Annotated in this window: 17 protein-coding genes; 5 read left to right on the top strand and 12 right to left on the bottom strand. The window is 69.7% G+C overall.

Annotation, left to right across the window (positions count from 1 at the left end; all coding sequences use genetic code 11):
• Nucleotides 1-3: 3 nt before the first annotated feature.
• The gene (locus AB0B64_RS30400; protein ID WP_358181405.1) at nt 4-795 is read right to left on the bottom strand and encodes a hypothetical protein; all 792 of its coding nucleotides are present in this window, start codon (nt 793-795) and stop codon (nt 4-6) included.
• Between the two features lie 171 nt (nt 796-966).
• Here AB0B64_RS30400 and AB0B64_RS30395 point away from each other — a divergent pair, with 171 nt between their 5' ends.
• Nucleotides 967-1935: a DUF3616 domain-containing protein gene (locus AB0B64_RS30395; protein WP_358181402.1), complete on the top strand. Its 969-nt coding sequence runs from the start codon at nt 967-969 to the stop codon at nt 1933-1935.
• A 6-nt stretch (nt 1936-1941) separates the two neighbouring features.
• On the opposite strand, the gene AB0B64_RS30390 is transcribed toward AB0B64_RS30395, so the two are convergent.
• Both AB0B64_RS30390 and AB0B64_RS30385 read right to left on the bottom strand, forming a co-directional pair.
• Nucleotides 1942-2601, bottom strand: a complete 660-nt coding sequence (locus AB0B64_RS30390; protein ID WP_358181399.1) for a peptidyl-tRNA hydrolase — start codon at nt 2599-2601, stop codon at nt 1942-1944.
• Nucleotides 2598-3860, bottom strand: a complete 1263-nt coding sequence (locus AB0B64_RS30385) for an MFS transporter (RefSeq protein WP_357940007.1) — start codon at nt 3858-3860, stop codon at nt 2598-2600. The genes AB0B64_RS30390 and AB0B64_RS30385 overlap by 4 nt, the downstream gene beginning before the upstream one ends.
• A gap of 71 nt (nt 3861-3931) precedes the next feature.
• On the opposite strand from AB0B64_RS30385, the gene AB0B64_RS30380 reads away from it, so the two are divergent.
• Nucleotides 3932-4879 (top strand): DJ-1/PfpI family protein, encoded by a 948-nt coding sequence (locus AB0B64_RS30380; RefSeq protein WP_358181396.1) that lies wholly within the window; start codon nt 3932-3934, stop codon nt 4877-4879.
• 230 nt (nt 4880-5109) lie between these two features.
• Here AB0B64_RS30380 and AB0B64_RS30375 read toward each other — a convergent pair whose 3' ends face one another.
• Genes AB0B64_RS30375 through AB0B64_RS30365 form a run of 3 tightly spaced genes read right to left on the bottom strand, consistent with a single transcriptional unit; the run spans nt 5110 to nt 8006 of the window.
• A complete protein-coding gene (locus tag AB0B64_RS30375) occupies nt 5110-5874 on the bottom strand; it encodes a class II aldolase/adducin family protein (RefSeq protein ID WP_357940003.1) in 765 nt (254 codons plus the stop codon).
• A gap of 27 nt (nt 5875-5901) precedes the next feature.
• On the bottom strand, nt 5902-7386 hold the full coding sequence (locus AB0B64_RS30370; protein WP_358181393.1) for an FAD-dependent monooxygenase: 1485 nt from the start codon (nt 7384-7386) through the stop codon (nt 5902-5904).
• Nucleotides 7383-8006: a TetR family transcriptional regulator gene (locus AB0B64_RS30365; protein ID WP_358181391.1), complete on the bottom strand. Its 624-nt coding sequence runs from the start codon at nt 8004-8006 to the stop codon at nt 7383-7385. Before AB0B64_RS30365 ends, AB0B64_RS30370 begins: the two co-directional genes overlap by 4 nt.
• Nucleotides 8007-8523: 517 nt before the next feature.
• Here AB0B64_RS30365 and AB0B64_RS30360 point away from each other — a divergent pair.
• Nucleotides 8524-9231 carry a hypothetical protein gene (locus AB0B64_RS30360; RefSeq protein ID WP_358181388.1) on the top strand — a complete coding sequence of 236 codons (708 nt, stop codon included), beginning with the start codon at nt 8524-8526 and terminating at the stop codon, nt 9229-9231.
• A gap of 77 nt (nt 9232-9308) precedes the next feature.
• On the opposite strand, the gene AB0B64_RS30355 is transcribed toward AB0B64_RS30360, so the two are convergent.
• From AB0B64_RS30355 to AB0B64_RS30335, 5 genes are all read right to left on the bottom strand, one after another.
• Complete coding sequence (locus AB0B64_RS30355; protein ID WP_357939995.1) at nt 9309-9755, bottom strand: group II truncated hemoglobin; 447 nt, start codon at nt 9753-9755, stop codon at nt 9309-9311.
• Nucleotides 9756-9820: 65 nt separating this feature from the next.
• Nucleotides 9821-10345, bottom strand: a complete 525-nt coding sequence (locus AB0B64_RS30350) for a flavin reductase (protein ID WP_357939993.1) — start codon at nt 10343-10345, stop codon at nt 9821-9823.
• Nucleotides 10346-10445: 100 nt separating this feature from the next.
• On the bottom strand, nt 10446-11231 hold the full coding sequence (locus AB0B64_RS30345; RefSeq protein ID WP_358181385.1) for an SDR family NAD(P)-dependent oxidoreductase: 786 nt from the start codon (nt 11229-11231) through the stop codon (nt 10446-10448).
• Nucleotides 11232-11283: 52 nt separating this feature from the next.
• The gene (locus tag AB0B64_RS30340) at nt 11284-11670 is read right to left on the bottom strand and encodes a hypothetical protein (RefSeq protein ID WP_357939989.1); all 387 of its coding nucleotides are present in this window, start codon (nt 11668-11670) and stop codon (nt 11284-11286) included.
• Between the two features lie 9 nt (nt 11671-11679).
• A complete protein-coding gene (locus AB0B64_RS30335; protein ID WP_357939987.1) occupies nt 11680-12840 on the bottom strand; it encodes an acyl-CoA dehydrogenase family protein in 1161 nt (386 codons plus the stop codon).
• Nucleotides 12841-13061: 221 nt separating this feature from the next.
• On the opposite strand from AB0B64_RS30335, the gene AB0B64_RS30330 reads away from it, so the two are divergent.
• Together AB0B64_RS30330 and AB0B64_RS30325 are read left to right on the top strand one after the other, a co-directional pair.
• Nucleotides 13062-14261 (top strand): FAD-dependent oxidoreductase, encoded by a 1200-nt coding sequence (locus AB0B64_RS30330; protein WP_358181382.1) that lies wholly within the window; start codon nt 13062-13064, stop codon nt 14259-14261.
• An 18-nt stretch (nt 14262-14279) separates the two neighbouring features.
• Entirely contained in the window at nt 14280-15233 is a 954-nt protein-coding gene (locus AB0B64_RS30325; protein WP_358181379.1) for a sigma-70 family RNA polymerase sigma factor, read from the top strand.
• A 227-nt stretch (nt 15234-15460) separates the two neighbouring features.
• Here AB0B64_RS30325 and AB0B64_RS30320 read toward each other — a convergent pair whose 3' ends face one another.
• A complete protein-coding gene (locus AB0B64_RS30320) occupies nt 15461-15658 on the bottom strand; it encodes a (4Fe-4S)-binding protein (RefSeq protein ID WP_358181376.1) in 198 nt (65 codons plus the stop codon).
• Nucleotides 15659-15661: the final 3 nt, after the last annotated feature.

Here is a 15661-nt window from a genome sequence, read left to right as displayed (position 1 = left end):
CTTCTAGCCTAGAACACGCACCCCGGAAACCACGCGCGTGATGTCACGCCACCTGGTCCGCTGCGACTCCGGCACTGTCACGAACGCCAGCCCCGGCTTGGCCATTCCCCCGTCGAGCACGACCACGGCCGCTCGCGAGACGTGCTTGCCGTACCTGACCTGGTAGGCGAGCAGCCAGCCGCGCTTGATCGGCTGGGAGACCAGCCAGCGGATCCGGGCGCCCTTGGGGTGGTGGTTGAGCGTCCAGCGGGCGGCGAGCAGCGCGGTGTCACGCGCCGACTTCTGCTCCTCGATCGGGAGCGGGCAGGTGACGAGCATGCCCCGCTGGTTCGAGCCGCGCTTGAGCGGGAGCACCTGCTTGCTGGTGAACGGCGCCGCACGATGCGCCTTCCACGGCTTGCCGAGCCTGGGCACGACCAGGCCGGTCCGCCGGTCCTTGATCGCTGCCTTGCCGGGCTTGGTCATCTTCAGCCGCGCGACCTTCTTCGGCAGCTTGGGGACCCGGGGGTCGGCGTACAGGGCCTCCATGGCGGTGTATCCGGGCGCGATGGTCGAGCCGGGAGTCGGTGTGGCGCGGGGAGCGGCCGCCTCGGCGGAGTCCACCGGCGAGGGAGACACCGACGGCTCGGACGACACTGTGGCAAGGGGCGGCGCGGACGAGGTCGGCACGGTCGATGGCGCGGCAACCGGCCGTGCGGCGACCTCGTCCGGCCGCGACGGGAGCAGCATGACCAGCGTGACAGTGACGACCGCCACCGCGGTCACGACTGCGAGCCCCCGGTATACATCCCGCATCCGAAGATCGCCGATGCGGGATCGCCTGGGTGAAGAAACAGGGGTTCCCGGCCTGGCAGCAGTTCTCACACGGGAACCTTCGGTCCCATCATCCCCATCGAGCACGATCGGGAGCGTACGACAAATCCCGGCATTCCGCTTATGAAGCGGCCGAAGTGTCATCATGGCTTCGTGGAACAGGTGGAGCTCCGATTCGACCCGGCCTCGCAAGCCTCCCAAACGCACACGAACCTCTCCGCGTTACGGCACGACGGCAGCGGCCTGTGGCTGGCCGGGGACGAGACCGCCACCATCGAGCATCTGGCCTGGACCGGCGTGAACTACACGGGTCAGCGCACCTTCCGGCTGGCCGACTACGTACGACTGCCCGCGGGCCCCGAGGACGAGGCGGACATCGAGGGCCTGGCCAGGGCCGACGGCCACCTGTGGGCCGTCGGCTCGCACAGTCTCAAGCGCCGCCGGATCAAGTCGGCCAAGGACCCGGCCAAGGCCGTCAAACGGCTGGCGACCGTGGTCCGCGAGGAGAACCGCTTCATCCTGGTACGCCTGCCGCTCGACCCCGCCACCAACGCCCCGCTGCCGGGCGCGATCCTGTCGGGCCGGGACAACATCGCCGCCCATCTGGAGGACGACCCGCACCTCGCGCCGTTCCTCGCGCTGCCCGGCAAGGACAACGGCCTCGACATCGAGGGCATCGCGGTGCTGGACGAGCGGGTCTACCTGGGACTCCGTGGCCCGGTGCTACGCGGCTGGGCGGTGGTCCTGGAGGTCAGGCCCGTCGAGAGCCATCCGGGCCGGCTGCGGCTGCGCGAGCCGTACCGCAAGCACTTCCTGGACCTGGGCGGGCTGGGCGTGCGGGACCTGTGCCCGTACGGCCGTGACGTGCTGCTGCTGGCCGGGCCGAGCATGAGCCTCGACGGGCCGGTGCGCGTGCTGCGCTGGCGGGTCCATCGAGCGGGCGAGGTGGTCGCGGCGGACGAGCTGGAGACGGTCGCCGAGCTGCCGTACGGCATCGGCTGCGACCATCCCGAAGGGATGGCCGTGCTGGCGGACGGCAGACTGATGATCGTCTACGACAGCCCGTCGCCCGCCCGGATCACCCCGGCGGGCGGCGTCCTGGCCGACGTGATCGAGATCTAACATCTGTCATGACCGGGCCACCCGCCCATAGAGCCACGGCGCGTCGGCGACGAACGTACATGAACCCGGCTCGATCTCGGTGAACCCGGCGTCCCGCACCACGGGCAGCCCCGCGGCCACCTTCGCCTGGAAGTCGCCCGCCGCCGCGGTGCGCACCGTCACGGCCAGCCCGGCCGCCCGCCACGCGGCGCGCTCGGCCTCGTCGCTGGCCCACCAGGCGAGCTGGGCGGCGTGCCCGGCCTGGGCCATGGCCTTGCCCGCCGACATGGCGAGCCCGGGGTTGGCCCACAGGATCGGCGGCTCGGCGGGCGCGAGGTCGCCGGTGTCGGTCAGCTCGGTGCCCGACACCTGCAACCGGGCGAGATCTCTGGGCCAGTCGTCGAGCGGCACGGGCGGGTGCACGCGCACCTCGGCCGTACGGTGCTCGACGGTACGGCCCGGCAGCGCCAGCGCCCGGCGCCACTCGGCGCCCCTGGCCCGGCGCACGACCTTGCGGATCTTGCCGGTGGACTGCCAGGCGTGCAGCTCCGCACCCCACTCGCCGGGGTCGTCGAGCAGGCTCAGCACGGCCATCGCGGCCGCCTCCAAAGCGTCGGTACGCTCCGGCGGCGTCGCTCTCTCGATCCTGACCACCAGCGGCAGGACCATCAACTCTGCGTCACTCATCGCCCTTTAGCATGCCCGATGGCCAGGGACATGCCGGCGGCCAGGAGGCAGAGGGCGCCCGAGACGTACCAGGCCAGGTCGTAAGCGCCCAGGTGGTCGCGGGTGAGCCCGGCGCCCACGGCGGCGAACGCGGCGCCGATCTGATGCGAGCCGAACACCCAGCCGAACACGACCGCGCCGTCCGCCCCGTAGATGCGCCGGCACAGCGCGACGGTCGGCGGCACGGTCGCCACCCAGTCGAGCCCGTAGAACACGATGAAGATCAGCATGCTGGGCTGGGTCGTGGCCGCGAACAGCCCCGGCAGCACCATCAGCGACAGCCCGCGCAGCCCGTAGTAGACGCCGAGCAGGATCTTCGGATCCACCTTGTCGCTGAGCCAGCCGGAGGCGACCGTACCCGCGATGTCGAAGATCCCGATGACCGCGAGCAGCCCCGCCGCGACCGGTTCGGCCATGCCGTGGTCGTGCGCGGCGGGGATGAAGTGGGTGCCGACCAGGCCGTTCGTGCTGGCGCCGCAGATGGCGAAGCCGCCCGCCAGGAACCAGAACGCCCGGGTCCGCGCCGCCGACCTGAGGACCGTGAGCGCCCGCACGGCCGCGTTCCGCTGGACGGGCAGGGTACGGACCGTGCCGGGCTCCGCCCCCAGCGCCGTGGTGCCCACGTCCTCCGGATGGTCGCGCAGCAGCCACCACACGAACGGCACCACCGCCAGCGCGGCCCCCGCCACGGTCAGCGAGGCCACCCGCCACCCCGGCCCCTCGGCCAGCTGGGCGAGCACCGGCAGGAAGATCAACTGACCGGTGGCGCCGGCCGCGGTGAGCAGGCCGGTGACGAGGCCACGGTGCTTGACGAACCACCGGTCGGTCACCGTCGCCACGAACACCAGCGCCATGGACCCCGTGCCCAGCCCGACGAACACGCCCCAGAACAGCAGCAGCTGCCAGCTCGCCGTCATCAGCACCGTGAGCCCGCTACCGGTGGCCACCAGCAGCAGCGCGAGGGACACCACCCGCCGCATCCCGAACCGGTCCATCAGTGCGGCCGCGAACGGCGCGGTCAGGCCGTAGAGCACCAGGTTGACCGACACCGCGAGCGAGATCGTGCCCTTGGTCCAGCCGAACTCCGCCTGGAGCGGCGTGATCAGCACGCCGGGAGTGGCACGGAACCCGGCCGCGCCGAGAATGGCCACGAACGCGACGGCCGCGACGAACCAGGCCCGATGCAACCGCCTGGTCCGAGTGGTGGTGCTTATGGTCATCCGCTAATCCTGATTTATCCACCCTCATGGCCGCGAGTGGCCGGATAGCCAATATGTGAAAGAATTCGGCCATGGCGCATCGTGTCGCGGTCCTCGTTCTCGACCACTTCGCCCCTCTCGACCTGGGCGTTCCCGGCCAGGTCTTCTGGTCGGCGGAGTCAGCGGCCGGCGAGAAGCTCTACGAGGTCGTCACCTGCTCCCCCGGCCGCCGGCCCGTGCGCTGCTCGGCCGGATACAGCGTCCTGCCCGACCACGACCTGGACGTCCTGGCCACGGCCGACACGGTCCTGGTCCCCGGCATCCACGCGGGCCGCACGATGAAGGACGGCACGATCCAGCCCTACCTGCGCGACGCCCTGCACGGCCACAAGCGGATCATGTCGATCTGTACGGGCGCGTTCATCCTGGCCGCCGCGGGCCTGCTGGACGGCCGCCCCGCCACCACGCACTGGCGCGAGGCCGCCCACTTCGCCGCGCTGTTCCCCAAGGTCGACCTGGATCCCTCGGTGCTGTTCATCGACGACGGCGACGTACTCACCTCGGCGGGCGTGGCGGCCGGACTGGACCTCTGCCTCCACGTGATCAGGCGCGACTACGGCACCGAGGTGGCCAACAGGGCGGCCCGCCGCTGCGTCATGCCTCCTTGGCGGGACGGCGGCCAGGCCCAGTACATCGACCGCCCCTTCCCCGACCCGACGGGCACCAGCACCGCCCCGACCCGCATGTGGATGCTCTCCCACCTGGACAAACCACTCGACCTGGACGCCCTGGCCGGGCACGCGAAGATGAGCGTCCGCACCTTCACCAGACGCTTCCGCGAGGAAACCGGCCTGAGCCCGTCACGCTGGCTGACCAAACAACGAGTCGACCACGCCAGACACCTCTTGGAGACGACGGACGCGGGAGTGGAGGAGGTGGCCCGCCGAGCGGGCTTCACCACCACGGTCTCCCTCCGCCAACACCTCCACGCCGCAGTCGGCGTCGCCCCACTGACCTATCGCCACACTTTCCGCCGCTAGGGCGCGCTCTGGGTCCCCTCCTTGGGCCCCAGTCACCACGGACCGTCGCAGGGACCGAGACGGCTGCCCGCTACGGAAGCCACGGTCAACTGAGCGCACGTATCGGCGCCCGGCCCCGTGCGGGCTCAGCGGGCGTTTTCCTGGAGGCCCTCAGCCACGGGCGGCGGGTGGCGGTGAGTGCGGCTTGCCGTAACGGATGGAAGGGTTTGTCCGGACCGCAACAAAGCGGGTCACTCGAATAGATCTGGTTGCTCGCGGGTGATCTGGTCGTGGAGGGGCTGGTAGTTGATCCAGCCGACCAAATCGTTGCCGATCTGCCGGTGGGTCAGGGCCGCGTTGTCCGGTTCGATGGGCACCACCTGCCCGGCCGCCTGCGCGACGAGCTGCACCTGCGCCGAGCGTTCCATCGTGATGAACCACCACGCCGCCGCGTCCACAGTGTCGCCCACCGTCAGCAACCCATGGTTGCGCAGCACGACGGCCTTGTTGCCGCCCAGTGCGGCGGCGATGCGCTTGCCCTCCTCCAAGTCCGTCACCACGCCCGTGTAGTCGTCGAAGAGCGAGACGTCCTCATAGAAGGCGCAGGCGTCCTGCGTGATCGGCTCGATGACCCGTCCGAGCGCCGACAGCGCGCGTCCGTAGACCGAGTGGCTGTGCGCGGCCGCCACCACGCCGGGCCGCGCCTGGTGCACCTGCGAATGGATGGCGAAGGCCGCCTCGTTGACGGGGTAGCGGCCCTCGACCACCTTGCCCTCGTGGTTGACAAGGATCAGGTCGCTCACGCGCACGTGCTTGAACGACATGCCGAACGGGTTGACCCAGAAGTGGTCGGTCAGCTCGGGGTCGCGGGCGGTGATGTGTCCCGCGACGCCCTCCTCGAAGCCCAGCTTGCCGAAGATGCGCAGCGCGGCGGCGAGCCGCTCCTTGCGATGGCGCCGTTCCTCCTCGACCGTCTCGAACGTCGGCGGCAGGCGAAAGATCAGATTCTCCGGCATGAGCCCTCCTCAGAGTCCGGGATCAGGTTAACCGAACCAGGTTCTGACAGCCTCGTCCAGCGAGTCGTCCGGGGTGCCCGCCCAGGCCACGTACCCGTCCGGGCGGATCAGCAGCGCGTCGGCGGGCGGCGCCGCGCACGTGGCCGTGACCACGTCGATCCGGCCGTCCCACACCTCCTTCCGAACGCTTCCCGCGAGGTCGAGCAGCAGCGGCCGCCCCTCCCGCATGAGCGTGGTGAGAGGCACCGGCTCCAACTCCAGGTCGGGTACGAAGTGGCCGGTCAGCGGATGTGCCGGGGCGGCCATGGGATAGGTGACATCCGCGCCCGACATGAGGGCAGATATCCGGCCACGCGCGCTCTTGTCGTGGAGCAGTTCGCCGAACACCTCGCGCAGCGCCGTCACCTCCGGCCCCGGCGACATGAGCGCGAGCTGGGCCTTGCTGTGCATGGTGACCCGCTCGGCGGCCAGCCGTCGCTCCCGATCGTAGCTGTCGAGGAGGCCGGGCGGCGCCGTGCCGCGTACCGTGGCCGCCAGCTTCCAGGCGAGGTTGGCCGCGTCCTGGAGACCCAGGTTCAGTCCCGGCGCCCCGACCGCGGAGTGCACGTGGGCGGCGTCCCCGGCCAGCAGCACCCGGCCCGCCCGGAAGCGGTCGGCCATCCGGGTGTTGCGCCCGCTGAGGCGGCGCAGCAGGTGCGGCCCCGGACCGGGCGGGGTGGCCAGCGCGATGTCGACGCCCAGCACTCTGGACAGGCTCTCGCGCAGCTCGCCGAGCGTCATCTCGACGTCCTCGCCGGGATCGTCGCTGTCCCACTCGACGCAGCTGATCGTCAGGACCTCAGAACTCACGGGCAGCAGGGCGTACGCGCCGCGCTCGGTGCGGTGCCAGGCGTAGAGGGCGATCGTGCCCACGCCGGGCAGTTCCAGCTCGGCCCGGTCCATCCGGATCGTCGCCTCAGGTAGGACGACGTGGGCGGCCCGCGAGATGACGGAGAAGGCGTTCACACCGGGGAAGCCGATGCCGGCCTGCTTCCTGACCGTGCTGTGGGCGCCGTCGCAGCCGACCAGGTAGCGGGTGCGCAGCTGCTCGCCGCCGTCCAGTTCGAGCGTCACGCCCGACTCGTCCTGGGTGAACGAGGTCAGCTCCCGCCCCCGCCTGATCTCCACACCCAGCTCGCGGGCCCGATCCTCGAACAGCTCCTCCAGGCGGGCCTGCTTGATGCCCATGGCGTACAGCGTGTTGCCCTCGATCTCGGCCAGGTCGAGCGGCAGCGCGCCGAACAGGAACATCGGGATCGGTCGCGGCGGCTCGGCTACATCCAGGAAGCGCCGGTAGAGGCCGCGCTGGTCGAGCAGCCTGACGACCTGCCCGACGATGCCGTTGGCCTTGGGCGCCTGGCTCCGCTCCGGCAGGCGTTCCAGCACGATCGGCCGGACTCCGGCCAGGGCCAGCTCACTGGCCAGCATCAGCCCGTTGGGACCACCACCGGCGATGACGACGTCCGCGGTCATTGGGGCTCTCCTTGTGCCGTTGGGTCGGGTAGTCCGGTGGCGAGCTGGCGCATCGCCTCTTCGATCAGAGGAAGGAGCGGCACCGCGGGCTCGACGAGCAGCCAATGGCGGACGGCGGTCTGCGTGGCCGTGATCACCGCCGTGGCGACCAGTTGCGGGTAGAGGTCGCGTTCGTGGTCGGTGCCCGTGCGCTCGGCGACGGCCGCGGCCAGCTCGGCGTCGGCGGAGAAGAGCACCCGCAGCGACTCCCCCTCCATGGCGGGCGCGCTGGTCAGCAGCCGCAGGGCGGCCCGCATCTCAGGGCTGGGCGCCCGCGTGGTCTGCTCCGCGTTCTCCCACGGCGCCAGCATGGCCCGCGTCACCGCCTCCCACAGCGGCTCGCCCGGCGGCCTGTCGCGCAGCACCCGCACCGAGTGCCTGGTCCGGTCGACGTGGCGGGCGGCCAGCGCCTCCCACTTGCTGGAGAAGTAGTTGTTGAACGTCCGCGGCGACACCCCCGCCGCCTCGGCGATGTCCTCGACCCGCACGTTGTCCAGCCCGCGCTCCATGGCGAGCTGGAGCGCGGCGGCCATCAGGGCGTCGCGGGTCGCCTGCTTCTTTCGTTCGCGTAGCCCGGTCATGCCCCCAGACTACAGAAGTTTGCGCACTCGGCAAATTTTCGCATCCCGCAGCTTTTCGTCGCCCCTCCGGCACAGCGGGGAGCCCGCCGATCAACGCCCCAAGCCCCTGAGCCAAGGCGCCATCTTCCGCCACAAAGGATTCGGGAAAGGGCATTCCCGAACACCAACGTGAATAAATCTCACCGCCACCGTCCATGTCGCACTCGGCACTCCCGGCATTCCCAAGGACATAACCACCCACCAACCTCGTCCTTTGGCAAACGCGAAGAGAACACGCAATACTCTTGCGATCTTCAGCTAGGATCAGGTGGCGGTTCATTAAACCGCCCCGAGTTACGCTTTATAAGCACATGGGCGAACTATGCACACATTGCCTTGATGTCCATTTTGTTCGCATGTGCAGGCGATCAAGCAGAAGAATGAGACAGGCGCGCTAACCAGCTCGGCCGCTTCGGAGTTGGCGCCTGGGGGCCCGAACAGCCAGTCAGTACCACTACGAAGATCGAAAGGCAGCCTAGTGGCCATCACCCCCCGATGCCTTGGGACACCAAGGAAAGAGAATCTCGGGCCGACAAAGCTCCACCGCGAGCAGCTGACGCAGCTCGCCAAGATATTCGAGCAGACCGGCGTCTATTTCAGCATCTGGACCGACAGCAACTACGTCGTGTACGAGTCCGACTCGTCGGCGGACATCGCCGACCTCGGCTCGAAGATGACCCCGACGCTGAAGATGGTGCGGATGGTCCGGCGCGACCCCGTGAACAGCGACAAGATCATGGAGTTGACGCTCTCCTCGGGTACGGCTCTACTGCTCCGCTACCGAGTGGACGAGACGGCGAACGACGCGGCCAGGATCAGGGAGATCTGCAACGAGAAGAAGCGGACCTGGGCGCAGTTCGCCCATATCCCTGGCCTGGCCGTCGGCACCCTCGCGGCCATCGTCGGCGCGGCCATCGCCGGCCGCTTCCTCGGCTCGTTCTCGGCCCCGGTGTGGTGGAGCCTGCTCCCGGTCACGATGGTCCCGCTGGTCCTCGGTCTGGGCTTCAAGTACCTGTGGAAACGGCTCGGCGCCGGCCTGACTCAGGCGGTCATCGTCAACGTTCCGGAAGGCTCGCAGGGCGGGCTGCTGTCACGGAAGCGCGATGACCTGATCGTCGCGGTGACCATGTTCGCGCTCAGTACGACCACCAACGTGCTGTTCACCCTGCTGTTGCAGCACAAGTAGGGCTCCCGGCACTTCCCGCCCGGGCGAGGGCCCTGGGCGGGAAGTGCCGGGAGCTCCGATTGACGTGGCGGTGGAAACTAGCTCGGCTCGGACCATCCCCACTGCGGCACCTCTCGGAGCGGGTGGAGTTGGTCGTCGGTTTCGGCATGGGAGTTCTGCATCGCCACCTTCGATCCGAACTCCACATGCGACCGCAGCGCCTCCCGGAAAGGCGCGTCTTCCGGGAGTCCGGCCTGATCGGCGGCCGCCATGTACAGCTCGACGAACCGCTGCCGCTGCGCCTCGCTGATCCCCAGCCCACGGTGCGCGTCGATCAGTCTGGAAAATCCGCCCATTTCCCTGGAGAATGTGTCGGGGCCGCCGAAGGTCTCGGCCGTGAAAGCCGTCAGATGTGTCACGTGATGGGGAAGTCCTTCGCCGAACAATGGCTGGAGCAGCGGGTCGGACAAGACGCTTCCATAGAAGATGTCGATGAACCTGTGGAGCCCTTCTTGGCCGCCTGCGTGCTCAAAGAGAGTTTCCATGATTACATCATTACACCATCAATCGCCCAAGCGCTAGGTAGCTCCCGAGGCCGGGGCGCGATCCCTCAGCAGGCCATCGGCGAGCCGGAGTCCAGGCGATGGAAGCTCCGGTTGAAGTAGACGAGACTCGGGCCGCCCCTCCGGGTACGTACCTGCTCGATCTCCACGAACAGCACGCTGTGCGACCCCATCGGCTTGCAGTCCTTCACCACGCCGATGACGGCCACTAACGCGTCCTTGAGCACCGGCACGCGCTGGCCGCGATCCCAGACGTTCCAGGTGAACCGTTCGGCCATGGAGACCTCCGTCGCTCCGGCGAAGTGCAGCGCCAAGTCCTGCTGGTCACCGCCCAGAACGTTGACGCAGACCCGGCCGTTGGCCCAGAACACGTCGTGCATGGCGCTGCTGCGGTTGAGGCAGACCAGGATGGTCGGCGGGTCGTCGGTCACCGAGCAGACCGCGCTGACCGTGATGCCGCAGCGGCCGTTCGGACCGTCGGTCGTCATGATGTTGACGGCCGCGGGCAGATGCGCCATCGCCTCCCGGAAGTCGGCCTGCGAGGGGGTCTGATCGGGTTCTCTGACGGTCACGGCTTTGCTCCTCTCCGCCTTCGTCTTCCGTCTTCCGTCTTCCGTCTTCGGGTGAGTCAGCGCATGTACAGGCCCGCTGGTGGCATCCCATTCGGATGAGTCAGCGCATGTACAGGCCGCCGTTGGCGTCCCAGCACGCGCCGGTGACCGTGTCCGCCCGCTCGGAGGCCAGCAGCGCCACCATGTCGGCGATGAACTCGGGGCGGCCGAGCCGGCCGACCGGGATCATCGCCTCGATCCCCGCGAGCTTGTCAGGCGCGACGCTCTCGCGGACCACGGGCAGGTCGAGGATGCCCGGTGAGACGGCGTTCACCGTCACACCGCGCGGGGCCAGCTCACGGGCGAACACCTTGGTGAGCGTGGCCACGCCGCCCTTGGCCGCCGCGTAGTGCGCGCCGGTCGCGGTGCCGCCGTTCTGCCCGGCGAGTGAGGCGATGTTGACGATGCGTCCGTGGCCACGCTCGGCGAAGTAGGCGCCGAGGACCTGGCAGCCGAGAAACGTCCCGTCGAGGTTGACGGCGATCACCGAGGAGAAGCTGTCCGGCTCGATGTCCATGAGCGGCTCGACCTTGGAGAATCCGGCGTTGTTGACCAGGACGTGGATCGCGCCCCACCGCTCGACGAGAGCGTCACGCGCCCGTACGAAGGCATTCTTGTCGCGCACGTCCAACCCGAGCCCGATCGCCGACCCTCCGTCCGGGGCGGGCGTGGCCGCCGACTCTCCGTCCGAGGCGAGCGAGGCCGCGACCTTGGCCGCCGCGCGCTGGTCGAGGTCGGTCACCGCTACGCGGTATCCGTCGCCGTGCAGACGAGCTGCGATGCACGCGCCCAAACCGCGCGCCGCTCCCGTCACCAGTGCCACACGAGGAGAGCTCACAGCAGCCATCCCAACGCCGTCACGCTGTCCTGACCGCCGACGAAGCGGCCGGTCGTCCCGGTCATCGCGCGTCCCCCTCGACAGCGTCGGAGGGGACGGGCAGCGGGCGGCCCATGCGCGCCTCGATCTTCATGTACCGCCAGAGGCCGTGCTCGCCGACCTGCACCGTGCGGAACAGGTTGCAGGCCGCGGCGACCGTCGCCTGCTCGGGCACGTCGGCCAGGATGTAGGAGGTCCAGGGCCAGGAGGCGGACGGACCGACCATGTGCCGATCGTCGTCGAAGGTGCCGAGAACGGTCACACCAGGCAGCTCCGACAATTGCCTCAGCATGCTGACGAAGCCATCCCAGACCGGGCCGGCCTGTCCGGTCGGCAGGTCGAAGAAGTTCTGGTTGACGCCGATGCAGAAGAGCACCCGCAGGCGTTCCGGGGTGGTGGGCTGGGCCATGAGGATTCCTTAGAGATAGCCGGGAAAGGGCGGTACGCCCATGAGGACCGCGCCGGCGCCGTCGTACATGCCTTCCTGGAGGAAGGCGTGTTGCGGGACCACCGAGGCGTCGCGCAGGTAGCGCTGCATCGGGCTGCCGTCGGCGATGGCCGGGATGCCGCTCAGTTGATAGGCCGTACGCACGACCTCGAAGGAGGTTCTGGCCAGGTGGGCGGAGGCCAGGCGCAGCAGGCTGGCCTGGTTCGCGGTCGCCGGGTCGCCGGCCAGAACCGTTTCGTACACCTCGTGGGTGATCTCGTAGAAGAAGGCGCGCGCGGATCGCAGGTCGGCCTCCGCCCTGCCGACCGAGATGCGATAGGTGGCGCGATCGGCCGGCTTCGGGGCGCCTGTGTAGCCGCCGCGGCCGCCGTTGCGGATGACGTGGTCGAGGGCGGCCCGGGCGACGCCGAGGCCGACGACCGCGAGCACCTGGGAGGCGTACGGGACGGTCGGGTAGCGGTACAACGGCTCGTCCACGGTCGGCTGGCCCCCGCGCACGAACGTCCACTCAGGAGGGACGACGACGCCGTCCACCTTGAGGTCGTGGCTGCCGGTGCCGCGCAGTCCGATGACGTCCCAGTTGTCGACGATCTCCACCTGTCCGGGGCGCAGCAGGGCGGTCAGGGGACGGCCGGCCTGCTGCTCGCCCGCGGTGATGCCCACGCCGAGGATGTCGGCGCCCATGCAGCCGCTGGCGAACTTCCAGCGGCCCGAGACCTGATATCCGCCCTCGACGATGGCGGCGGGCTGCACCGGGAACAGGCCGCCCGCGAAGACGACGTCCGGCCCGTCGGCGTACAACTCGGCCTGCGTCTCCAGCGGCAGCGCGGCCAGGTAGACCAGCGCGGACCCGAAGCTGGCGACCCACCCCGCCGAGCCGTCGATCATCGAGATCCGCTCGATACGGGCCAGGAAGTCGGCCGGCGGCAGCGCGTCGCCGCCGAAGCGCCTGGGGGTGCTCGCCCGATAGATTCCCGCGCGCTTGAACTCGGCGATGATGTCGCCAGGAACGTGGCGTTTCTCATCGAATTCCGCCCGCCGTTCGGCGACTTTAACCAGAACCTCGTCAAAGGCGAGTTCTTTCGCCGAAGGTGGACCGGCAGGGGCCGGGGAATCCAACGTCCGCGCCATGGTGATTTCTCCCTCGCATTGCCGGCCAGCAGGGCCTTCCGCAGTGATCTCACGCTATGCGCGCCGAGATCGGCCGACAATTGGGAATTGGTTGGACGCCCTAGGGGATTTCCTTAGTCCACGCGCGGGGCGCGGGAGTGACCCACATCACCATCAAGTCCTGTCAGGAATCGCGGCGTTGCCTCGCTCAAGGGGCACAAGCGAACCGATAGGAGCAGCACATGAAGCACCGCGTCGTCGTCCTCGGCGCCGGCTATGCCGGGGTCTACGTGGCTGGGAACCTGGCCCGCCGGTTGTCCCCGGTGGACACCGAGATCATCGTGGTCAACGCTGTGCCGGACTTCGTCGAGCGGCTGCGGCTGCACCAGTTGGCGGCCGGTCAGGAGCTCGAGACTCAACAGCTCGCCGACGTCTTCGCGGGGACGGGGATACGGCTGCGCGTGGCCCGTGTCACCGGTGTCGACCCTGAGCGCCAGGTCGTCACCGTGGCCGACGCCGACGGCGGCGGCGAGCTCGGTTACGACACGCTTGTCTACGCGCTCGGCAGCCACGTCGCCGACAGCGGCGTTCCCGGCGTGGCCGAGCATGCCTTCAACGTCGCCGGCCGCCCCTCGGCGCTGCGCCTGCGCGAGCGCCTGGACGGCCTGGGCAGGCGGGGTGAAGGCGGGAGTGTGCTGGTCGTCGGCGACGGGTTGACCGGCATCGAGACCGCCGCCGAGATCGCCGAATCCCGGCCTGGCCTGTCGGTGGCGCTGGTCGCCCGCGGCGAGCTGGGCGCCCGGCTCTCCGCCGGAGCCCGCAGCCATCTGTGGCGTGCCTGCGACCGGCTGGGCATCAGCGTCCTGGAGCACACCAGCGTCGAAGCCGTCGAAGCGACGCGGGTGTTGTGCGCCGACGGCACCGCCCTGGCGTCCGACGCGACCGTGTGGACGGCCGGGTTCGCGGTCAACCCCATCGCCGCCGCCGGCGGGCTGGAGGTCACCGAGAACGGTCAGATCATCGTCGATCGCACCATGCGGTCGGTCTCGCACCCGAACGTCTACGCCGCCGGCGACAGCGCCTACGCCATCGGCGACAACGGCCGGCCGCTGCCGATGTCCTGCGCTTCGGCCGGTTTCACCAGCATGCAGGCGCTCGCCGCGATCCTCGCACAGCTGACCGGCCGCGAGATCCCCCGCACCAAGCTGGTCTACCTGGGCAACCACATCAGCCTCGGGCGCCGGGACGGGATCCTGCAGGCGGTCGACGACGAAGGGGTGGCGAAGCCGAAGTACGTGGGCGGCCGGAAGGCCGCGCGGATCAAGGCGGGCATCCTCAAGGTCTCGCTGTGGGCCAACTCGCACCCGACCTTCGGCCTGCCCAAGCGCAAGCGCCGCCTGGCCGCCGCACCAGATGCGTCCGCCGAGAAGGCGTTCGCGTAGCCGCCTGGGGTGGTCCGCGTGGACAGCACCGCCACTGATCGCTTCGACACCGATCGGTTCGAGGCCAACCGGAACCGGCTGGCCTCGCTGGCGTACCGGCTGCTGGGCTCCGCCGCCGACGCCGAAGACGCTGTGCAGGACGCGTTCCTGCATTGGCAGGCCGCCGACCGGCAACGGATCAAGGTGCCGGAAGCATGGCTGACCAAGGTCGTCACCAACCTGTGCCTCGACCGGCTCCGCTCGGCACAAGCCCGCCGCGAACGCGCCGTCGGCGCCTGGCTGCCCGAACCGCTCCTCGACGGCGACCCGATGCTCGGCCCGGCCGACACTTTCGAGCAGCGCGAATCGGTCTCCCTGGCCGTGCTGACTCTCATGGAGCGCCTGTCACCCCTCGAGCGGGCCGTCTACCTCCTGCGCGAAGCGTTCTCCTACAGCCACGCCGAGCTCGCCGAGATCCTCGACATCACCGAATCCGCAAGCCAGCAGCACCTTCACCGGGCCCGGCACCGAGTCACCGCCGCGCGCCGCCGCGGCGGTGAAGTCGACCCGGCATCCGCCCGCAGGATCGTCGAGGAGTTCCTCGCCGCTGCCTCCGTGGGCCGCACCGAACGGCTGGTGGCACTGCTCACCGACGACGCGACCGCGATCTCCGACGGTGCCGGCCTGGCCGAGACGCTGCTGCGGTACGACGCTCCGCAGCGCATCGCCGCCGTCGTACGGGCCGGCTTCAAACCCACGCCCGCGAAACGGCGACTCGCCGGCGGCACGCCCGCCATCCACTACGCGCTCGTCAACGGCGCCCCCGCCATCCTCTTCGTGGTCGGCGACCAGGTCGTCGGCGCCGTGGCGTTCGACATCACCAACGGCAAGATCGCAACCGTGCGCGGCATCGCCGCCCCCAGCCGTCTCGCCCGCCTCGCCGAAGCCTGGCGGCGGCACGAACCGGACACGCCGCTCATCACCCAGTGGTGACCCGACACCGACCGCGGCCCGGCGCGGCACCCGCGCCGGGATGAACCGCTCCCGGGCTTCGTCCCGCGCCCGTGCCTCCACCAGCAGGTGGGCGGATCCCACGGCTTCGCCGGCTGAGGCGCCGGTGGGCACATACGACTCGCCCATCCTTGCACCAGCGTGGAGGCGCTGGAGGCAAGGGTGGGCGCCCTCTAACGGCATGGACGCGTAGTCCACCGGGATTGTGCTTACTCCTGCAGGATGGACAGGGCTCGGGACGGGCACAGGATGACGGCTTCGCGCGCCTGTGCCGCGGTCTTGTCGTCGGGGTGCTCGGTCAGCAGGGCCACGATGCCGTCGTCGTCTTGGTCGAATACGGCCGGCTCGGCCAGGACGCACTGGCCGGAGCCGACGCAGAGGCCGGTGTCCGCTTTGATGCGCATCATTGT

It is taken from the genome of Nonomuraea sp. NPDC049129 (genome assembly GCF_040648495.1).
Classification (GTDB): Bacteria; Actinomycetota; Actinomycetes; order Streptosporangiales; family Streptosporangiaceae; genus Nonomuraea.
The sequence above is the reverse complement of the archived record's forward strand: the minus strand, read 5'-3'. Positions and strand labels throughout refer to the sequence as shown.